Consider the following 19,286-nt stretch of genomic DNA (forward strand, 5'->3'; position numbering starts at 1 on the left):
ATCGCTAGCTGCGCGTGGTGAAGTCGCACAGCGTCTGCGATGAAGGAAATGTTTGCCGCCTCCGGGATGATCGGCCAAGTCCTGTTCGCCAGGTTTCATGACGATGCGCTATTGCGCCTCGCTGCTTCAATTGCAGGCGTGGGAGCCGATCGCACGGACCTCCGGTTGCCCTGCCAGACCCGCCAGGCGATCGCAGGGCTGAGCAGCGACGACGGCGGCATCATCAGGTTGACGACCTTCAGAAACGCTGTCGCCAGCGTGCTGTCGCGCGTCGCGGCAAGGTGAAGCTTGCCAATGTACCAGTTGATGAAACGCAGCATCGGCGGGCGCGCGCCCTTGACTTGTGGATGACGGAGGTCGTTGCCAACCGCGATATCCCACGGAATATCGACGATCTTCGCGGCCGCCCTGAAGAATCGACGCGCAAGATCGTTCGAACCCGCGCGCAGGCACCGCTGCAGCATCAACGCTTCCTCTGCCGCGACCGTCATGCCCTGCCCGTAGACCGGGTTGAAGCTGCAGATGGCGTCACCGAAAACCAGGTAATTTTCGGGGAAACGTGCGAGCTTTTCGTACCGCCGGCGCAGGTTGGAGACGTAGCGGTAGCGCCTGTAATCGGTTAGCGGCTCCGCTCTTGCGACAACGTCGTGAATTTCCATGCTCGGCAGCGTCGCCAGATACGCGAGAAAGCCCTGGTCGTTATCGGGTGCGTCGTCGCCAAGAAAACCGCCGGCACTGACGATCCAGCTATCGCTTTCCTGCGCGAGCATGACACCGCTGCGCCAGTTCGGCGCACTACCAGCGACAACGATACCCTGCTTGCCGTCAAGATCAGTCGGCCGACGTCGATAGGTACGGGTCATGTAGCAGATGCCGATCTCGACCTTCTCATTGGCGGGAGCCTGGTAGCCGAGCTCGTCGAGCCACGCCGCACTGTATGAGCCACGGCCAGTCGCATCAACGACAAGGTCCGCGTTGATGGTCTCTTCCGGCTTGCCCTCGACACATGTGCGCACACCGGTCACGCTCCTGCGAACGGGGTCGGTGGCAAGACCCTGCACAGCGCAACTTTCTATGGCGCGCACGTTCGGCAATCCCAGCAGCCGTCGGCGTAGATGGCCTTCGAGCACGGGACGGCTCGCAAGCAGACCGATCAGCTCGCTCGTGCCGTTAGCAAGCCTGACGTTGCGACCTATCCAGATCACATCGTTGGCTACATCACCGATCAAGCCGCCGCTTTGCGCGACAACCTCGGTGTTGTATCCCGGGAAGAATTCCTCGAGTATCGCGCTGCCGCGCGCAAGGAGCCCATGGGTATGACGACCTTGTGGCACGCCCTTGCGCGGCGTGTCTGCTGCCGGAAACGCATCGCGCTCGAGCACGGTGACGATGGTATAGAAATCCGACAGCACGCGGGCGGCCAGGAGCCCACTCATGCTGGCGCCGATCACGATCGCATGCTCGCCCAGGTTCTTCATGGCAATCCTCCAGTTCAATCCGTCGCAATGGTCCAGCGACCATCGTTTGCAGGGAATGGTAGGATTGCCTCGTCCCCTGAGCGTCCCCCGGACGCCGTCATTGAGGGTCGCCTCGCCATGGCTCTGTTCAGCGTGCGGACGCTTGGATTTCCGGAGATCAGTCGGGATGACCGGCTGTGCCAGCTGCCCCTGCGCAAGGGCCTGGCCCTGCTGGTCTACCTGGCCGAAGCGAAGGGCTCAGTCGGGCGCGACGTCTTCGCCACGATGTTGTGGCCGGAAGACTGCGAAGAGGTTGTACGGGCGCGGCTGCGGCGTCTGTTGCATCGCCTCCAGCTCATGCTTGGCGACGACGTTCTCACCACCGACCGGGCAACCGTTCGATGGTCGGCAGCGATCGATCTGCAGGTGGATTCCCAGCTGTTCGAGCAAGCCTGCGACCGCGGCGAGTTCGAGCAGGCGTGCCGCCATTATCCCGGTGACTTTCTCGAGGGTTTTTCGCCCGGCGACTGCCCGCAGTTTGACGAGTGGGCTTTCTTTCGCCGTGAGGCCTTGCGGGGCCGGGCGATCCACGCGCTCGAGCGGGTGGTGCATGACAGGAATGCGGCCGGCGACTACGCGGCCGCGGCCGCGCATGCCGGCCGTCTCGTTGAGCTCGATCCGCTCAGCGAAGTGTACGGCCGGCACCTCATCCGCAACCTTCTGCTCTCTGGAGACCGCGCCACGGCCCAGCGGCACCTGGAGGCCCTGACGCAGCGCCTTCGCGACGAGCTCAATGTGGCCCCCGAGTCCGAGACCCGCGCGCTGCTAAATGCCGGCGCGACGTTGCCCATCGAGGACCCGCCGTCGACGCGCTACGTCAGTGGTGGCGGCGTCCATCTCGCATTCCAGACCTACGGCGCCGGCCGCATCGATGTCCTGATGCTGCCCGGTTTCGTGTCTCACGTCGAACGGGTGTGGGAAGAGCCCCGGTGCCGGGCGTTCCTGTCCTCCCTTGCCGAGATGGGCCGTCTCATCCTGCTCGATCGTCGCGGCGTCGGGCTTTCCGACCGGGTCGGGTTCAATCCCAGCGTCGACGCAACCGCGCAGGATATCGGCACCGTGCTAGACGCCACGGGCACCCGTAGGGTCGTGCTGTTCGGCGCGTCGGAGGGCGGCCCAGCATGCATCAAGTTTGCCGTTGATCACCCCAGGCGCGTCGCTGGCCTCATTCTGTTCGCCTCGTTGGCGAAGGGAACCGCCACGCACGACTATCCCCACGCACTTCAGGCTAGTCAGTATGACGCGTGGCTGCAGCAGCTCGTCGCAGGCTGGGGTGGGCCTGCAGGCATCGAGACATTCGCGCCGAGCCTGTCGGGCGATCCTCAGGTGAGAGCCTGGTGGGCAGGCTTGCTCCGGGCCGCGTCGAGCCCGGGAACCATCAAGGGTGTGCTCGAGGCGTTGCGCGACATGGATGTGCGGCATCTCCTAGGCCGAGTTTCCATGCCGACCCTGGTGATGCATCGTCACGACGACCGCGCCGTTCGCATCGGCGCCGGCCGGCATCTCGCCAGCCACATCGCGCAAGCGCGATTCGTCGAGCTCGACGGCGCCGATCACTGGGCGTTCGCGGGCGATCAGCAACCCGTCCTGGACAACATCAGGCAATTTGTCGGCAGTCTCGCGGGGTAACTGTGACCGATTCAGGAATTGACGAACGCCAGGAGATCCGCATTGATCGTATCGGCTTGCGTGGTGGGCATACCGTGCGGGAAGCCCTTATAGGTTTTCAAGGTGCCGTTCTGCAGCAATTTCGCGCTCAACGGCCCGGAGTCGGCATAAGGTACGATTTGATCATCGTCGCCGTGCATCACTAACGTCGGGACTGTGATCTTCTTCAGGTCTTCGGTGAAATCCGTCTGGGAAAAGGCCACGATCCCGTCGTAGTGCGCTTTGGCTCCGCCCTCCATTCCCTGACGCCACCAGTTCAGGATCACGCCTTCGGACGGCTTGGCCCCTGGCCGGTTATAACCGTAGAACGGCCCCGCAGCAACATCACGGTAAAACTGTGAGCGGTTGTTGGCAACCTGCGCCTGAAATCCATCAAAAACATCCTTGGGAAGACCTTCCGGGTTGCTAGCGGTCTTCACCATCAGCGGTGGCACAGCGCTGATCAGCACCGCCTTGGTTACGCGACTCTCGCCGTGACGCGCGAGATAGCGAACGACCTCACCGCCCCCGGTCGAGTGGCCAACGTGGACTGCATTTTTAAGGTCAAGATGTTCGGCAACGGCCGCGAGATCATCGGCGTAGTGATCCATATCATGACCGTCGGCCGTCTGCGTTGACCGCCCGTGACCGCGACGGTCATGCGCGATGACACGGAAGCCGAGGTTCAGGAAGAACATCATCTGGGCATCCCAATCGTCGGCGCTCAGTGGCCATCCATGTGAGAAAACGATGGGCTGCCCTGCTCCCCAGTCCTTGTAGAAAATCTGAATGCCGTCTTTGGTCGTGACCGTGTTCATTGTCATTCTCCTTGCTAAGGCGACCTTTCAATCAAAAACAAACCACCGGCGTGAACTCGTGCGCCATGAGACATTGCAGCGGGATAAGCAGGCGGCCGGCAATCCGTCCGGAAAACATGCTGGGGCCTCGCAACTGGGCAAACGCGCTTTTTCGGCCGACAGTCTGTTCGCCTGCCAGCCGATCTTACTTGTGCGTCATTCCATTGAGGCCACAACCTCGTCGGTAGTCACCACGCCGTGCGCAAGAAACGCGTAGTTGATCATCGCCGCCTTGTAGCCGTCGCCCCAAACTGGATGACGCGGTCCGGCAGTGGCATCGCTAACGACATACACCTCGAATCCCTGTTCGAGCAGATCGCGCAGATGTGACTCCACGCACATGTTGGCAAGCATGCCTCCCAGTACCACCTTCCTGACCCCGCGCTTGCGCAGTTGAAGGACGAGATCGTTGGTTTGCGGTCCGAAGACCTTGTGCGGACTCACAACAACAGTCTCGCCGTCGTTGATGTAAGGCTTGAATTCGTCGAGCCAGTCTGCGCCGGAGCCTTCAAAACCTTCCAGACTCAACTGACCACTACGCGCAAACGTGCCGGTAGCGAATTCATCCGCCTCCAGCGGTCCATTGAATTGCCATACGCGATCGGTCGGGAAAAAGTAATGTGGCGAGATAAAGACCGCAAACTTTGCGGACTTCGCCGCCTTGAAGATTCGCAGCATGTTTTCTACTGTCTTATTCTCTGTCACGCTTGCTCCCACCGCGCCCCAGTTCTTGCCGTTCCTGCTCAAGACATCGACTTGCGGGTCGATGAAAACCACGGCTGTCTCAGTTCGATCAAAGGACACTTCCGACCTCCAATAGAGTGCATGACGGCTCGCCGACTCTCATCGACCCGAGCCTCTCCGATCAGAGTAGGAAACGGAGGACCGGAAAGCAACGACGGTCCGATGGCGGATCCGGGATTCTGCACGTGGGCGGCGAGTGACGGGCGCTTGATGAGTCCGCATGTTGACTCCGCTTGCGCGCTATTAGCAAGCCAATGCTTAAGTAGCCAATGCGATCGTCAGGATCAGGCATGCAAAATGCGTTTCCGCGACAGCCTGGCCGCGCGTCCGTTCGGACACGTGCACGCAGTTGAGGCCCGCTGTCGCGGCAGGACGAGACGCTCGCCGACGACCCTTCGGCCCCGCACTCCGGTTCTTGCTGTCTATTTGTTGCGAGTACAAAGTAACGCTGTGCCGTCGAATCGAAGACGACTGCTCTCAATCGTGGAAACGTTGTGCGAGGATCTGACGCGCTCTGGCACCTGACTCAATAGCGCGCCAGTCTGTTTCTCTGCATTCCAACGCGGTCGCTCATTCGCTGCTCATTCGCTGCTCATTCGCCGCTAATTCTCGGACCGTACAGTTCAATTCCTGAACTGCGGCACCTCGCGTGTTGCGCGCGTCCCATGAATGGCTTACGACCGTACAACGTTATGACAGGAAACCCCGCTGCTCCGTCCGGATCGCGGCCCACGCCGACTCGCGATGCTACGTCGTTGCGCGAATGGGCGTCCGTGATCGCGGTCGCCTTGAGCGCTTTTGCTTTCGTCACCACGGAGTTTCTGCCCGTGGGCCTCCTGCCGCAGATCGCAGCCGATTTCGGCATCAGGCCCGGCGCAGCGGGTCTGATGGTCACGGCACCCGGCATCATTGCGGCACTGTCGGCGCCAGGCATGGTGCTGCTGGCGGGACGCATGGATCGCCGATATGTGTTTCTGCTACTGACGTCCTGTCTGCTTGCCTCCAATGTGATCTGCGCGGTTGCGCATGGTCTGTCCGTCCTGCTGGTTGGCCGCGCGCTGCTCGGCGCATCGCTGGGCGGGTTCTGGACGCTCGCCACGGCAGCGTCGACGCGCCTTGTCAATCCAAAGGATACGGCGCGCGCAATGGCCATCATCCTTGCTGGCGTCACATGCGCAACAGTGATCGGGGTCCCCATTGGCACTTATATCGCGAGCATTGCCTCGTGGCGCGCCGCCTTTGCATCGACTGCGGCGCTCGCGGCGGTCGCGCTACTCGGCCAGCTGATGCTCGTTCCGTCGCTTCCTTCGCACGTCGCGCTAAAGGTGCGGGACCTGACCAGGGTGGCGCGCCAACCGCATGTCTCCAAAGCCCTGCTGTTGATTCCACTCGTGTTTGGCGCGCATTTTTTTTCCTACACGTACATTACGCCGTTCCTGCTAGGTCACGCACACTTCGCGATGTCGAGCGTCATATGGCTGCTGTTGGGATTCGGCATCATTGGATTTGTTTCGAACATCGTGCTCTCCGCGAGCATCACGCATAACCTCAAGCGAACGATGATGCTCGTCGTCACGCTACTGTTGTGCGCGCTGCTGGGGTTACCGTTGCTGTCTCATTCGCACATCGGCGTCGCGACATTGCTGATGGTTTGGGGTGCTGCGTTCGGCGGCATTCCACTTTGCTGCAGTGTCTGGATGCAGCGCGCGACACCCGACGATCCGGAAGCCGGCTCGGCCTTGCTTGTCTGCATCGTACAGGTCGCGATTGCGATCGGATCGTCAGTGGGCGGCGCGGTCGTGGACCATCTGGGAATCCCGGCCAATTTCGCGCTGGCCAGTGCACTCGCATTTGCCGGGCTATTGACACTACGCGGCGCAAACGTGGGCGCTTACGATGCGCACAAGGCATTGGCCCCGGAGTTCAGCAAAGTCTGAAGCTAGTGGCATCTTGTTGAGTTACCTCATCGCCTGCCGTCCGCCGGGAAACACGTGCGCCTTGCGGATCGATCAAGTCACTATTTCTTTGTCACGACGACGTCGGTACTGACTTGCGCTACCTGGCCGGACGTGTCGGTAACCTTCACGCTAACCGGGTAGATCCCCGGCTTGCTGAATGCGTGTGCGCCGGTCGCCGTACCCGTACCTGCGCTTTCCGTGATGGTCGCTGCCTGCGGCAGACCACCATCACCCCACGACCACGTTGCCGAGTGTGAGTCGCTGCTGTCGATATCGGTGAATGTGGCTTTGAAGTCAACCGCTGCGCCCACCGTTGCGCGGACACCCGGAACGACCGGTCCAACTACTGGCGCCGTCGAGTTGCCACCGATCAGGATCAGGCCAGCATTAGACGTCGCGACAATTTCTCCGTGCCCGGAGATCGCAAGTCCGCCTGTCAGTATCAGTCCGGCAGGCGCCGATTGCATGCGGCTGTTCAGGTCGATCATGCCCTCGCCCTGGTTCCATACGAACGCATGCCGTTCTCCGTTCGCTGTGTCGGCTGTACCAACGACCTGCCCGGAGCCACTAATTGCGCTCGCAGACGATGTTTTCCCGCCCAACGTGCCGAGGTCGGTCACCGTGCCGCCCGCCCAGAGGAACGCCCGTGCATTCCCCTTTGAATCACTGGACGATCCCACCACCTGACCGGCCTGGTTAATGTCGTTCGCGATGGTGAGTTTGCTGCCTGGCGCGCCGATGTTCACCATACCGTTAGCCTGCGTCCACGAAAACGCAGCGACGCGGCCATTCGTGAACGCGGCACCGCCGATCACCTGCCCCGAATCGTTAATACGCGTCGCATAAGAAAACTGGGCACCCGGTAGAAGACCCAGATCGGTCATCACGGATCCGCTACGCACGAATGCGTGTGGCCAACCCGCCGGGACCGTGGCATAACCGACGATCTGGCCAGCGCTGTTGATGTCTGAAGCGTATGAGAGGGGTCCGCCGAAGGTACCGAGGTCGGTCATGCCGGCGCTTTGGCTCCACGCGAAGCCGTGGTATTTGAGCAAGGTGAGGTTGGCGACACCGACAACAGTTCCCGAGGCGTTCACGGCGTTCGCAGACGCAATCCCTGCGCCAAGCGAACCGAGATCGACCATCCCTGCGCCGCTTGTCCAGGAGAAGGCGTGCATGGTCCCGTTGGCAATCCCGGAGTTGCCGACGACCAGTCCAGCGGAATTCATTGCGGTCGCTGCGGCGTACTTGCCTCCCAACGTGCCAATATCCTGAATCGACGTGCCGTTATAGAAGAAGGCGCGCGGGTCACCGTTCAGGTTAGCGGAAACGCCAGCCACTTGACCCTGGCCGTTGATCCCCTCTGGTTGTACTGCGCCAGCGGAGAGGCCGAGGCCTAGATTTTTGAGCGAGTATTGCGAGGAACCTGTGAACGTGACGTCGTCAACGAAGAAAGTTGCACCACCATCATGGATGGTAAGTCTTGCAATAGGAATGTCGCTGGAAGTGAAAGAGAGCAGCACGTTAGTGCCATTCGATGACATGACCGACGAGCCCAGCAGGTTATTTGCACTGTCATAGGCAAATAGTCCTACGTTCGTCGGACCGGTCACATAGGCGCTCGCTTTTTTGACCTGTCCAAGCGAACCGCCGAGCGCGAAGCTCATCAATCCTGTTCCCGAATACGCAACGTTCGCCCCGGAATGGGCTGGTATTCCGGCATTGGAGGCTCTAAGAGCAGTCGCTCCCGAAACGGTTACGCCCGGGTACTGACTGGTAACGTTCGCTCCGTCAGACAATGCGTCGAAGTTCAACGTGAAAGTCGCTTGCGCGAAGCCGTCGGCCGACGCAGCGTACAAAGTAACGAGCAACAACGCTCGAACAATCCTGGGGCAACGAGGGAGTCTGGCCTTGTTCAGATGGGAATGGGTGTTCATCTTGCGTCTCCTTGCTTTTGTTTCCCGGCCTGTCGGCGGAAACAGCGCGACGCCTCATTACCGGTACGGTTCGATGGAAGCGCGCTGTTCGCGGTCTCCCTAGTCAAGCTTTGCGATTGACAGGACAGTTGACGTCGGAGGCGATAAACATTCGCGAGCGTGCGGTAACATGGCCGCGATGGTCGATTGCGGCGGCACGATCGGAATCAATGACCCGAAGATCGAACTCATCTGCACGTCACGCCTTGTTTCGTTAAGGCAAGCGTAAGTGAGTCCGCGGCAAGCCGCATACCGCATATTGTGTATGCACGCCTTTTACGACACTGATAAGCTGGTTAGGGACCTGCCCGCTTCAGACCATCAGCGCAAGCTTCACCAACTCGGATTGGCGATTGCACTCCATTTTTCTCATCAACGATGAAACCTGCTTGCGGACAGTTTGCTCGGAAGAATGCCTCAGCGCCGCGATTTCCGCCACGCTATGACCAGCGGCGAGTTCCGCCAGCACCTTGGCCTCTGCCGGCGTGATCGCGAATACAGACTGCAACTCATCTACGTTGGGACTCGCAAACGCGCTCTTTCGAACCAGCCGTACAAAAAAAACCGCCTTCGGCACGACACCAAAAAATTTCGTAGCAACGCCAATGTCTGCGACTATCGTCTTCCCCCAGCCAGCCGGGATCACAATCCGTCGCGGACATCCGTCTTCCGAACAATCGTGCAGGGCACTTGCAAACCGCATCTGGATTTTCGGATCCTGATGCGAGAGAACGCCTCTGCGAAGAAGAAAGCCGACCTCATGGCTAAAGAACTGTTGCACATCCGCCGATGCTCTAACGACAGTTCCGTCGACCAATACGAGGCAGATGGCTTCATCCAGAGCGGAGAAAGCGCTCTCGACAGCGAGGAGTCCGTCAAGCAATTGCCGCTGACGAAGCGCAAGCAGCTCGCGAAGCTTTCGAAAGTATCGGGCGGTATCGCCATGTGTCAGGCGAGCGACCGCATCAGGATCGACAGAGGATCGCTGGAATCCAATAGCCGCTCGTAAAGACGGGCTGGCCTCAATCACCAGGACCGAAATCTGCGCCATGCTGTGCTTCTTCATGAAGTCGGCATGAAACTCAGTCCGCTGCAATTGGCGATTGCTATACATCTGGCCGGTATCCAGCCAGGTTCCAGCCGGCGCCGAACGGGAGTCCCGCTCGAGAACGTCGTGGCTATAGAAATAGGAGTTGTAATCGCGAGAACAGCTCTCAGTGAAACCGACCGCTGTGAGGTTAACCAGCCGACACTGATTGTCAAAGACGATGAGCGTCGCGCTATCTGCGCCGACCAGATATCGCGCAGTATTTAAAACTTCACCCCAGGGTGGATTGGGATCGAGGAGTTGCTGAGCGGCGTCGAATGCCCTCCTGAGAACGACTTTACGATCAGCCATTTCTCCTCCTTAACTACCCCGATCAAGGTTAATCCCCAATGCGTCGACTCATTTTTACGGAACTGTTGAACTGACGATTTGCCAGGCTTTTTTGTCTGATGGAATCGTCGAGCTAGCGAATTCCCAGGCAACTGCGGCCAACGAGCACCCTGGTTACATAAGCCTACCGACAAGGATGCCTAAACACATGCATCGGGTTGTTCGACGAAATTGCACGGTCAATCTGCTTATGATGGATGATACCTTCGCGTGCTGATCTCTGCCGTCGCGTCACTACCGCATTTCGGCGCGAAGCTCCCGCACCCCGCGGCCGAGCCTCCGACGCAGCAACGTCCGCAATGTCGCCGAGTCGGCGTAGCCAACCTCGCTCGCAATTGTCTCGATGTCGTAGCCAATCGCGACAAGGTTCTGCGCCCGTTCGATTCGCAGGTCCTGGAAGAACGCCAGTGGCGACTTGCCAAGCACTGCCTCGGTACGGCGCTGCAAAGTGCGCGGTCCGACGGACAACGCAGCCGCTGCCGCCTGAAGCGAAAACCCCAACGAGAGATTGTCGCGAGCCCATCGCTCGAATCGGGCGACCAACGGGTCGGCGTGGGCGAGGTGATCGGGAATGATGTATTCGGCCTGGGATGAACGCTTGTCAATGAGCATGAAGCGCGCAACGAGCGCCGCAAGTTCGGGACTTGCCTGACGCAGCAACCAGAGCGCAAGGTCGAGATGTCCCAGTGCGGAACCTGCCGTCACCACGCGATGCGAGGCGACCACCATGCGTGAATCATCCAGATTGACGGCCGGATAGCGTTGGCGGAAGAAAGGTGCGAGTGACCACGTGGTCGTCGCCTCGCGACTATCCAGAAGCCCGGCTTCGGCCAGCAGGAACGTACCGATACAGGCGGCCGCGACACCGACGCCGTCAGCGTGCCGGGCACGAAGGTATGCCATTGCGTCACGCACGTCTGGGCGCTCCAGCGCCTCGATCAGGCGCTCAGGTTGTCGGACATTCGGCGCAGGCACCACCACCCAATCCGGGCGCGGAACGCTGCTTGCCGGTTCGACTGGCGTCGACAAGCCGTGCGCGGTACGGATGCGTCTGCGTACGCCAACGACCCTTACATCGAAAGGCGGTGCGGCGAACCCCTGGGCAGCGGCCAGTTCGTTGGCCGTCGAAAAAATATCCAGTAGTACCGTGAGCCCCGTGTCGAACAGGCCGTCAAGCGCGAGGATGACCAGTCTCATGTCGCAAATACACCTATTAATGTCATTTGCGACTATAGCCTCGCTCCGATTGGACGTCTAGACTGCGTAGCAATGCGGCCAGGGTAATGCGCTGGCCGAAGATTCAATCAATCCGCTGGCACACAGTTGCACACGGTTGTGCTTGCAAAAGGAGACAGCATGAGTGGTTCGATAGAAGCTGACCTCGACCGTCCAATCTGGGCGGCCCTCACAACGAAGCAGGCGCACCTTGGATATGGAGATGCGCTTGCCCGTCGATACCACCCCGATGTGGCGCCCTTTGCTGCGCTGGCATGCGAAACGCCCGCGGCATACCAGGCGCTCCTTCAGCTTCTGTTGCCTCACGAGCAGGCCGCCCTGCTATCCGATGAACCGGTCGCTGCAATCGACGGCCTTCAAACGACGCACGTGGGAGTGATCCATCAAATGATCGCCCGGCACCGCGAAGCAGCGAGCGCGGACGATCACGAGGTAAGCCGGCTAGGTGACGCGGATGTGAAAGAGATGCTGGACCTGGTCCAGAAGACCAGGCCCGGCCCTTTCGGCACGCGAACGTGGGAGATGGGCAACTACATTGGGATTCGCGAGCGGGGGCGTCTTATTGCCATGGGCGGCGAACGGATGTGCGTCGAGGGATACGTTGAGATCAGCGCCGTTTGCGTCGATGAAGACTATCGCGGACATGGCCTTGCTGGCCGGCTGATAAAAGTCTTGCGCAGAGAAATTGAGCAACGGGGGCAAACGCCGTTTCTCCACGTGTTCAGCGACAACATGTCTGCGATTGGGTTGTATGAGCGTCTTGGCTTCGAATTGCGTCGCGCGTTTCAACTTACCCGCGTCGTACACGCAGATTCGCTTTCGACTCCCCTCCTCCGCAGCCAGTGAAAGGAAACTCATCATGCTCAAAAACATCCTGATTACCGGCGCTAGCAGTGGCTTCGGCCGCGACACCGCAGAGACGCTCGCAAACGCCGGGCACCAGGTATTCGCGTCCATGCGCGACGTCGCCGACCGTAACCGGCCCCATGCCGAAGCCCTGCAAGCCAGGGGGATCCCTGTCATCGAGCTTGACGTAACAGACGACGCCGCCATCACAAGCGTATAGTCAATCGTCTGTCAAGGCCGTAACGCCTGGCAAGCGCCGCAATCGTTAAGGAGCTTTGATGAATCAGCAAGACTTCTCTGCCCGTGACAAAGTCGTCAAGCACAACGTCTACGCTTCCGTGAGACGCCGGGACGGCCTCCCACACGAATTGTTTGCAAATTACTGGCGCGACGTGCACTCGACTCTTTGTTCGCGCTTGCCGGGACTCAACTTCCACGTTCAACAGCACTTCGACCGGGACTATTACGCGAACTTCTGGCCTGTCGCAGAGGGCGTTCGCCGGATTGAAGCGAAGCTCGATGGGTCAGCGGAGTTGGGCTTTGCGAATCTTGAGGAGCAGGCCGTATTCGCCGAGGCAGGCACGATTCTTTACGACGATGAATCCAACTTCATTGGTGAAGCCGTTGCCTACAACCTGCCGAACGGCTCGCTCACGCTTGTCGACAACGATGAAAATGGCACCCGCAACGGTGCCGATCCATTTCATCGTATCCATGTGTACATGAGCCGCAAGCCAGGCCGGGACACGGCGACATGGCTGACGGAAACGAATACCGCGCTCGCAAAACATGACGCTGTGGTCAAGTGGAAGCTGCATCTCCCTGAACCGTACGACAATGATAAGCCCGCCCCTCCGTCGCCCAATGTCGAACACTGTGTCGCGGCAGACAGACTGAATCTGGCGATTGCGGAAATCGCATTCGCCAGCCCCCTGGCGGCAAAGTCGCTGTTCTCATCGCCAATGTTCAAAGAAGTGGTGGGCGAACAGGCGCGCCATGTCGACGCGATCGGCGTCTATCTCGTGACTGGGTTCTATACGTTCGTTCGTGACGGCCATCCAACCTTGGCGGGCTTGCGAGGGAGCCGGTCCGCCGAACTCATCACAACCTTGGCCGCAGTGAATCAGCTCGACGAGAGGGTTACCGCAAGATTTGCTTAGTCTGCAATGCGTTTGAAACTGACGTAGTAATCGTCGGTGTAGTAGCAGTCGCCGGTCTGCTTGCGCGGTCCACCACATACGACGCGGCGCTGCCCGCGATCCGCCGAGCCAGGCGTGCGAACTGTGTAGGTGTGGTAGTAGCCACGCGGATGCTGCGGCAGCAATACCGCGCTGTTGCGGAACAGGACACCGTCCTCGCCAAAAGGATACGGGCCGCCCGCTTTGATCAGACGCAGGGTTTCGGCTGCTTCCCCCGGCAACTGCGCCTTGGTGACGGTGGCCAGTGCGCCCGACGCGGCAGGTGTGGCGCTCGCGGCCTGCCCAGGCTGGCCCGGCGCCTGACTCGCGGATGCCTCCGATGCCGGAGCAGCATTTTGCGATCCGTTCTTGCCGCACCCGCCGAGGATCGCGCTCAAGCCGAGGATGCAGGAGAAAGCCCACGCTCGCTTCACGAAATGGTTGCCTCCGGGTTGACCAGCATTTCACGACCATGAACGATTTAAGAGTATCGCTAATAGCAGAGTGAATCAATGTTCGGCCGGAAATAGGCGTTTTTCTCTCGACAATCAGGCCGACCCACGGTCCTCGTCGTTCGGCAAGCATGCAAATCAAGCAGATGCGGCAAGGCTCGTTTTATCGTCGAGTTGCTTCAGGGGGCCGTTGTCTACACCGTGACCCATCTGACGGAGTCTGCGAGCGGCGCTCGATTCGTTCGATATGAATTGGCAGGATGCCCTTCATCGGCATAACCGAAGGATATTGCACACACCATCTTTCGGTCCTCGCCCAAGCTCAATTCTCGTCGGATGACCTTCGCATACGACGACAATGCGGCTTGGGGAATTGTTGCTACGCCACTGGCATGCGCGGCAAGCAGAAAATTGCTGACGTAACATCCACAGTCGATTGTCCCGTAGACCCCTAAAGCCTCGTCCGTGGTGATAATTGCCACATGCGGAGCGCCGAACAATCGAAAGTTCTGCAGCATCTGTCGAATGTAGGCGGGCTTATCGCCTCGCTCAATTCCTAACGCACTGTAAAGTTGAAATCCGCTCTCGCGTCGTCGGTCCAGATAGACACCGCGGTATTCGCGCGGAAATACGAAGTCGGGTTCCTGCGGCTCTTCGTTCGACGCGTGTTCGTACAGTATGCGTCTAAGTCGCTCAGTACCCTCACCTTCCGTGATTGTGACTCGCCATGACTGACTGTTGCACCAGGAGGCCGTCCGTTGAGCTGAAGTGAGAATTTTCTCGATGACGTCCCGGGGAACCGACTCCGACCGAAATGCGCGGCAACTATATCGCTCGTCGAGAAGTCGTCGCACGACCTCAAGATCGCTACTGTTGCGTGCGCGGGCCGGTGGTTCTTCTGGTCTAGTGGAATGCATGGAGACTCCCGATTTTGCTGGAATTGAATCGATGGACTTGTGATTGTCGACGAATCATAGCTGTATCCTCGATCAAGCAGTCGAGACCGAGACGCCGCATTGTCGGCGTGGCGCTGGCTTGAATGAAATGAGTACATAGCTGCCTGAATGCCTCCGTGTCCACATGATGCTCCACCAGAGCTACACGAAAACCCGTCAGACAAGTGAAAAGGCGGCACCACACTTGAAAGAGTGCTTGGCTCCCTTCGACAAACGTCTAGTATGGTTTGTTGAGCGACCTCCTCCGAGAGCGAGGCGCAGCATGAACGCATGAATTCCGATTCACCTGACCCCTTTCTGCGCGTGCCAACCTCTTCAACGTACGCAAACGCGAGGACATCATGAGCATTGCGGGCATCCTGCACCATACGCGCAAGCCGCTCGAAGGCGGTGTCGGCTCAAGCTATCTGGGAGAGTTCTCCCGGGCCGACATTGAGCGCGCATCCGAGTCGATCCGGGGAACCGTCGTCCGCACCCCACTGTTAGCGTACGCAGCAGCCACAGATCGGAGCGTGTTTCTCAAACCTGAGAATCTTCAGCCGCGAGGATCGTTCAAGATACGCTGCGCGTTGAATGCCGTATCCAGACTCACTCAAGATCAACTGTCGAACGGTGTTTATACGGCGAGCACCGGGAACTTCGCCCTCGGGGTGACAGAAGCAGCGAGGGTTCGGGGCGCGGACGTCAGGGTGTACGTCACCGATACAGCAGGGAAGAGCAAGATCGAGGCACTTCGCACGCTGGGCGCCCGGGTGATTAAAGTCGACTACGAAAGATGGTGGGCAATACTGTGCGGTGAAACACCTGCTGGTGAAACAGGTATGTTTCTGCATCCATGCGCGTGTCGCGATGTCGTCGTTGGAGACGCGACTATCGGACAGGAGATATTGGAAGACCTGCCAGACGTCGACGTGATACTCGTGCCTTTCGGAGGCGGAGGACTGATAACAGGTATTGCATTGGCATGCGTGCATTGGGGCTCCCGCGCGCAAATGTATGCTTGCGAGACCGAGGCAGCGGCTCCTTTCTATTCTTCTCTTGCGGCTGGCGCTATCGTCGAAGTTCCAGTCGACTCAACACCCATGGTCTCGGGCATCGGTGTATCGACTGTGCTCGATGCAAATTGGCCATACCTCAACGCGTTGGTGGACGGTGTTGTCGTATCAACGCTTGAGGATACGGCTGAAGCCATCCGGTGCCTGGCGAAAAACAATCATCTCGTCGTCGAGGGCGCGGGTGCGGTCGCACTTGCCGCAGCCCGTCATCCTTACTTTGCTGGCAAGCGCATTGTCGCTGTACTAACGGGCGGCGGTATTGATATGCGTGTTCTGGCTTCGGTGCTGAATGGCGAGCGATCGGAGTATCTTATGCCGTCCCGGATCCGTGACTATGAATAAGGCCATGGGCCCGTAAAGTGAAATCACGTCTGGTGCTGGTTACTCCAGACCAGGCTTTTAAGTTTCTGTTCTTCCGAAAATTGCTGGATAGCGAAAATCAGTGGGACCGTACGTCAATCTCAACCTCGGCTTCGCATTCGATGGGTACGTTTAGAGGAAGCGACACGCCAACTGCTGACCGGGCATGTATTCCTATGTCCGGCCCGAACAGTTCAAGGATCAGATCCGAGAAGCCATTTGCGATCCGTGGCATCTGGTCGAAACCGGGTGCTACGTTGACCATGGCAAAGACGCGGACCCAGGCAGTGATGCGATCCAGGTCACCGAGTGCCTTCTGGAGACTCGCCAACTGTGCAAGCGCCACAAGGCGTGCTGCCGCGTAGCCTTCGTCTGGCGTGACCTCCGCGCCGACTCTACCGACCGGTTGCGCAATCGTCCCGTCGAGATTAAGCGGCACGTGTCCTGAAACAAAAGCTCGCGTGCCGATCACGCGCACCCATGCAAATGGCAATGACATGTTTACGTTTGCAGGCATCTGTAGCGTCTGCGGTAACGCCAATCCCATTTCCGCCAGCTTTGCTTCGATTCTTGCCATGGCCGTCTCCTCGTGATCCTGCGAAGAACGTTAGATGCCCGATATTAATCAGTAATCCAGATTTGTACCATCCCCTCGCCGCTCTGCATGTCGAAAGCAAAGCGTACGGCGGAAAGATTGGAGATGTGCCACATGACCTGTACCTCGCCGTGCTCACTGGCGTTATTGCCAACGAACACGAGTACGAACGTCTGCGCGGACTCTCCGGTGGCAAACCTGCGCAATACGTGGACCTTCTGGCTGATTTTGTGCTTGGAACGTCTATACGCCTCGCTGCCTGGGTATTCCACACGGGAATTGCCCACCACGCCCCGCCGACTCGCGGGGTTTTTTATGCCAGGGGCTAGCAGGGTTCGAAATGGTGGGCCCATTGGTGGTTTTGACACCCCTACTGGCCACAAACCCGTACTAGTATTACCTCACAGGCAGATGCGCCATCTGCGCGGCTGCGTAACGCTCCCCCGCCGCGGCCCCTTTCGGTACCGCCTCGCCAATCGCAGCGAGATCGTCCTTGCTGAGCTTCACATCCACGGCGCCGAGCGCCTCCGCCAGCCGGTCCCGGCGACGCGCGCCAACCAGCGGCACGATGTCGCTACCTTGCGCGGCGACCCATGCAATGGCAATCTGCGCGACGCTCACGCCTTTGCCGTCAGCCACCTTGCGAAGGGCTTCGACTAATGCGAGGTTCTGATCGACGTTGTCGCCCTGAAAGCGCGGACTGATGGCGCGGAAATCGCCTTGGCCCGCGGCATCCTTGCTCCAGTGTCCGCTGATCAGGCCGCGTGACAGCACACCGTACGCCGTCACGCCAATCCCGAGTTCGCGGCATGCGGGCAGGATCTCTTCTTCGATGCCACGCGAAATCAGCGAGTACTCGATCTGCAGCTCGCTGACCGGATGGACCGCCGCCGCCCGGCGGAGCGTTGCGGCGCCGACTTCGGACAAGCCCACGTGGCGCACATAGCCGGCCTTGATCAGGTCGGCGATTGCGCCCACCGTGTCTTCGATCGGCACGTTGGGGTCCAGTCGTGCCGGCCGGTAGATGTCGATGTGATCGACGCCCAGACGCTGCAACGAATAGGCGAGAAAGTTTTTGACGGCCGCGGGACGCGCGTCGTAGAGCGACCAGCCGCCAGCGGGATCGCGCATCGCCCCGAATTTCACGCTGACAATCGCGGCGTCGCGCCGTGAGGCGGGCGCGCTTTTCAGCGCTTCGCCGATCAGCATCTCGTTGTGACCCGAGCCGTAGAAATCGCCGGTATCGAGCAGGGTGACGCCGGCTTCGAGCGCGGCATGAATCGTTGCAATGCTTTCAGCGCGGTCGGATGGGCCGTACATACCCGACATGCCCATGCAGCCAAGACCGATGGCCGAGCTTTGCGGTCCCGTCTTACCCAGTTGAAGCTGCTTCATCGTGTTTCTCCACAGTTGCGCCGCAGGATGGGCGCTTGATCAGAAGTATCGGCGGAGTTGGTGCGTGCGATAATCCCCCTCAATTCGAATACCCTGTGCGGAAAATCGAACAATGCAGGAACCTGACCTTTCCGACCTGAAAGCCTTTGTCGCGGTCACGCAGGCCAGAGGCTTCCGGCATGCTGCGACAACGCGAGGCGTGTCGGCCTCATCGCTTAGCGAAGCCATTCGCCGGCTGGAGCAGCAACTGGGCGTCAGGCTGCTTAACCGTACCACGCGCAGCGTCACGCCAACCGAAGCGGGACAGCGGCTTTACGAAAGGCTCTCGCCTGCATTCGTCGAAATTGCGACGGCGCTGGATGCGGTGAATCTGTTTCGCGAGAGTCCGACCGGCACGCTGCGACTGAACGTTCCTTCGATCGCCGCACGAGAAATCCTTCCGCCCTTGCTCTCGCGCTTCCTTGCCGCTCATCCGGGCATCACCGTGGATGTCGGCACCAACGACACGTTTATCGATATCCTCGCGGCCGGCTTTGATGCGGGCATCCGCTATGACGAACGCCTCGAGCGCGACATGATCGCCGTGCCCATCGGCCCGCGCGTACAACACTTCGTCGCGGCCGCGGCGCCGTCATACCTCGCGGCTCGCGGCATCCCGCAACATCCGCGTGAACTGGTGAACCACGCATGTATCGGACATCGCTTCGACAGCGGCGTACTGGCGACATGGGAATTCAGACAGGGTGACGATGTCGTTCGGATCGACCCGAATGGGCCGCTGATCGCTTCGGTGATCGAACTGGAAAGAGGCGCGGCCATTGAAGGACTGGGAATCGTCTACTCCTTCGACGAGTTTCTGCGGCCGGCAATCGCGAGTGGCGCACTCGTACCCGTGCTCGAAGATTGGTGGCAATCGTTCAGCGGGCCGTTTCTCTACTATCCGAGCCGAACGCATATGCCGGGACCGCTTCGGGCATTCGTGGATTTTATTCTGGCGACTACTAACATTGATTTTCGGGCAATCGGCCCCTAGTATCGGTGAGTAGCCGGGGCGTTTGATCTTGGTGCAGAAGCGT

At 59.6% G+C, this 19,286-nt stretch carries 17 protein-coding genes; 7 read left to right on the plus strand and 10 right to left on the minus strand.

The window, feature by feature from the left end; translation table 11 throughout:
* Positions 1-95: 95 nt before the first annotated feature.
* Complete coding sequence (locus PQR27_RS11165; protein WP_408523711.1) at positions 96-1,478, minus strand: NAD(P)/FAD-dependent oxidoreductase; 1,383 nt, start codon at positions 1,476-1,478, stop codon at positions 96-98.
* A 117-nt stretch (positions 1,479-1,595) separates the two neighbouring features.
* Between PQR27_RS11165 and PQR27_RS11170 the strand changes: the two genes are divergently transcribed.
* On the plus strand, positions 1,596-3,146 hold the full coding sequence (locus PQR27_RS11170; RefSeq protein WP_408523712.1) for a bifunctional AfsR/SARP family transcriptional regulator/alpha/beta hydrolase: 1,551 nt from the start codon (positions 1,596-1,598) through the stop codon (positions 3,144-3,146).
* Between the two features lie 11 nt (positions 3,147-3,157).
* Here PQR27_RS11170 and PQR27_RS11175 read toward each other — a convergent pair whose 3' ends face one another.
* On the minus strand, positions 3,158-3,982 hold the full coding sequence (locus PQR27_RS11175; protein WP_408523713.1) for an alpha/beta fold hydrolase: 825 nt from the start codon (positions 3,980-3,982) through the stop codon (positions 3,158-3,160).
* 195 nt (positions 3,983-4,177) lie between these two features.
* Entirely contained in the window at positions 4,178-4,825 is a 648-nt protein-coding gene (locus PQR27_RS11180) for a cysteine hydrolase family protein (protein ID WP_408523714.1), read from the minus strand.
* A 632-nt stretch (positions 4,826-5,457) separates the two neighbouring features.
* On the opposite strand from PQR27_RS11180, the gene PQR27_RS11185 reads away from it, so the two are divergent.
* Positions 5,458-6,702 (plus strand): MFS transporter, encoded by a 1,245-nt coding sequence (locus PQR27_RS11185; RefSeq protein ID WP_408523715.1) that lies wholly within the window; start codon positions 5,458-5,460, stop codon positions 6,700-6,702.
* A gap of 80 nt (positions 6,703-6,782) precedes the next feature.
* Here the strand turns inward: PQR27_RS11185 and PQR27_RS11190 are convergent, their stop codons facing one another.
* The 3 genes from PQR27_RS11190 to PQR27_RS11200 all read right to left on the minus strand — a co-directional run bounded on the left by PQR27_RS11190 (position 6,783) and on the right by PQR27_RS11200 (position 11,334).
* Positions 6,783-8,390 (minus strand): PKD domain-containing protein, encoded by a 1,608-nt coding sequence (locus tag PQR27_RS11190; protein ID WP_408523716.1) that lies wholly within the window; start codon positions 8,388-8,390, stop codon positions 6,783-6,785.
* A 622-nt stretch (positions 8,391-9,012) separates the two neighbouring features.
* Positions 9,013-10,098, minus strand: coding sequence for a helix-turn-helix transcriptional regulator (locus PQR27_RS11195; protein ID WP_408523717.1), 1,086 nt, complete (start codon positions 10,096-10,098; stop codon positions 9,013-9,015).
* Positions 10,099-10,371: 273 nt separating this feature from the next.
* Positions 10,372-11,334 carry a GlxA family transcriptional regulator gene (locus PQR27_RS11200; protein ID WP_408523718.1) on the minus strand — a complete coding sequence of 321 codons (963 nt, stop codon included), beginning with the start codon at positions 11,332-11,334 and terminating at the stop codon, positions 10,372-10,374.
* 159 nt (positions 11,335-11,493) lie between these two features.
* Here PQR27_RS11200 and PQR27_RS11205 point away from each other — a divergent pair, with 159 nt between their 5' ends.
* Genes PQR27_RS11205 through PQR27_RS11215 form a run of 3 tightly spaced genes read left to right on the plus strand, consistent with a single transcriptional unit; the run spans position 11,494 to position 13,379 of the window.
* On the plus strand, positions 11,494-12,219 hold the full coding sequence (locus PQR27_RS11205) for a GNAT family N-acetyltransferase (protein ID WP_408525464.1): 726 nt from the start codon (positions 11,494-11,496) through the stop codon (positions 12,217-12,219).
* A 13-nt stretch (positions 12,220-12,232) separates the two neighbouring features.
* Positions 12,233-12,439, plus strand: a complete 207-nt coding sequence (locus PQR27_RS11210; RefSeq protein WP_408523719.1) for an SDR family NAD(P)-dependent oxidoreductase — start codon at positions 12,233-12,235, stop codon at positions 12,437-12,439.
* A gap of 58 nt (positions 12,440-12,497) precedes the next feature.
* Positions 12,498-13,379 (plus strand): EthD domain-containing protein, encoded by an 882-nt coding sequence (locus tag PQR27_RS11215; protein WP_408523720.1) that lies wholly within the window; start codon positions 12,498-12,500, stop codon positions 13,377-13,379.
* On the opposite strand, the gene PQR27_RS11220 is transcribed toward PQR27_RS11215, so the two are convergent.
* Positions 13,376-13,831, minus strand: a complete 456-nt coding sequence (locus PQR27_RS11220) for a ribonuclease (RefSeq protein WP_408523721.1) — start codon at positions 13,829-13,831, stop codon at positions 13,376-13,378. The genes PQR27_RS11215 and PQR27_RS11220 overlap by 4 nt on opposite strands.
* A gap of 212 nt (positions 13,832-14,043) precedes the next feature.
* Positions 14,044-14,766 carry a nitroreductase gene (locus PQR27_RS11225; RefSeq protein ID WP_408523722.1) on the minus strand — a complete coding sequence of 241 codons (723 nt, stop codon included), beginning with the start codon at positions 14,764-14,766 and terminating at the stop codon, positions 14,044-14,046.
* A 380-nt stretch (positions 14,767-15,146) separates the two neighbouring features.
* Between PQR27_RS11225 and PQR27_RS11230 the strand changes: the two genes are divergently transcribed.
* The gene (locus PQR27_RS11230) at positions 15,147-16,202 is read left to right on the plus strand and encodes a threonine ammonia-lyase (protein WP_408523723.1); all 1,056 of its coding nucleotides are present in this window, start codon (positions 15,147-15,149) and stop codon (positions 16,200-16,202) included.
* 97 nt (positions 16,203-16,299) lie between these two features.
* Here PQR27_RS11230 and PQR27_RS11235 read toward each other — a convergent pair whose 3' ends face one another.
* Positions 16,300-16,797, minus strand: coding sequence for a RidA family protein (locus tag PQR27_RS11235; protein WP_408523724.1), 498 nt, complete (start codon positions 16,795-16,797; stop codon positions 16,300-16,302).
* 414 nt (positions 16,798-17,211) lie between these two features.
* On the minus strand, positions 17,212-18,210 hold the full coding sequence (locus PQR27_RS11240; RefSeq protein WP_408523725.1) for an aldo/keto reductase: 999 nt from the start codon (positions 18,208-18,210) through the stop codon (positions 17,212-17,214).
* 112 nt (positions 18,211-18,322) lie between these two features.
* On the opposite strand from PQR27_RS11240, the gene PQR27_RS11245 reads away from it, so the two are divergent.
* Positions 18,323-19,243: a LysR family transcriptional regulator gene (locus tag PQR27_RS11245; RefSeq protein ID WP_408523726.1), complete on the plus strand. Its 921-nt coding sequence runs from the start codon at positions 18,323-18,325 to the stop codon at positions 19,241-19,243.
* The last annotated feature ends 43 nt before the right edge of the window (positions 19,244-19,286 follow it).

Source organism: Paraburkholderia fungorum, from assembly GCF_046027215.1.
Taxonomy (GTDB): domain Bacteria; phylum Pseudomonadota; class Gammaproteobacteria; order Burkholderiales; family Burkholderiaceae; genus Paraburkholderia; species Paraburkholderia fungorum_D.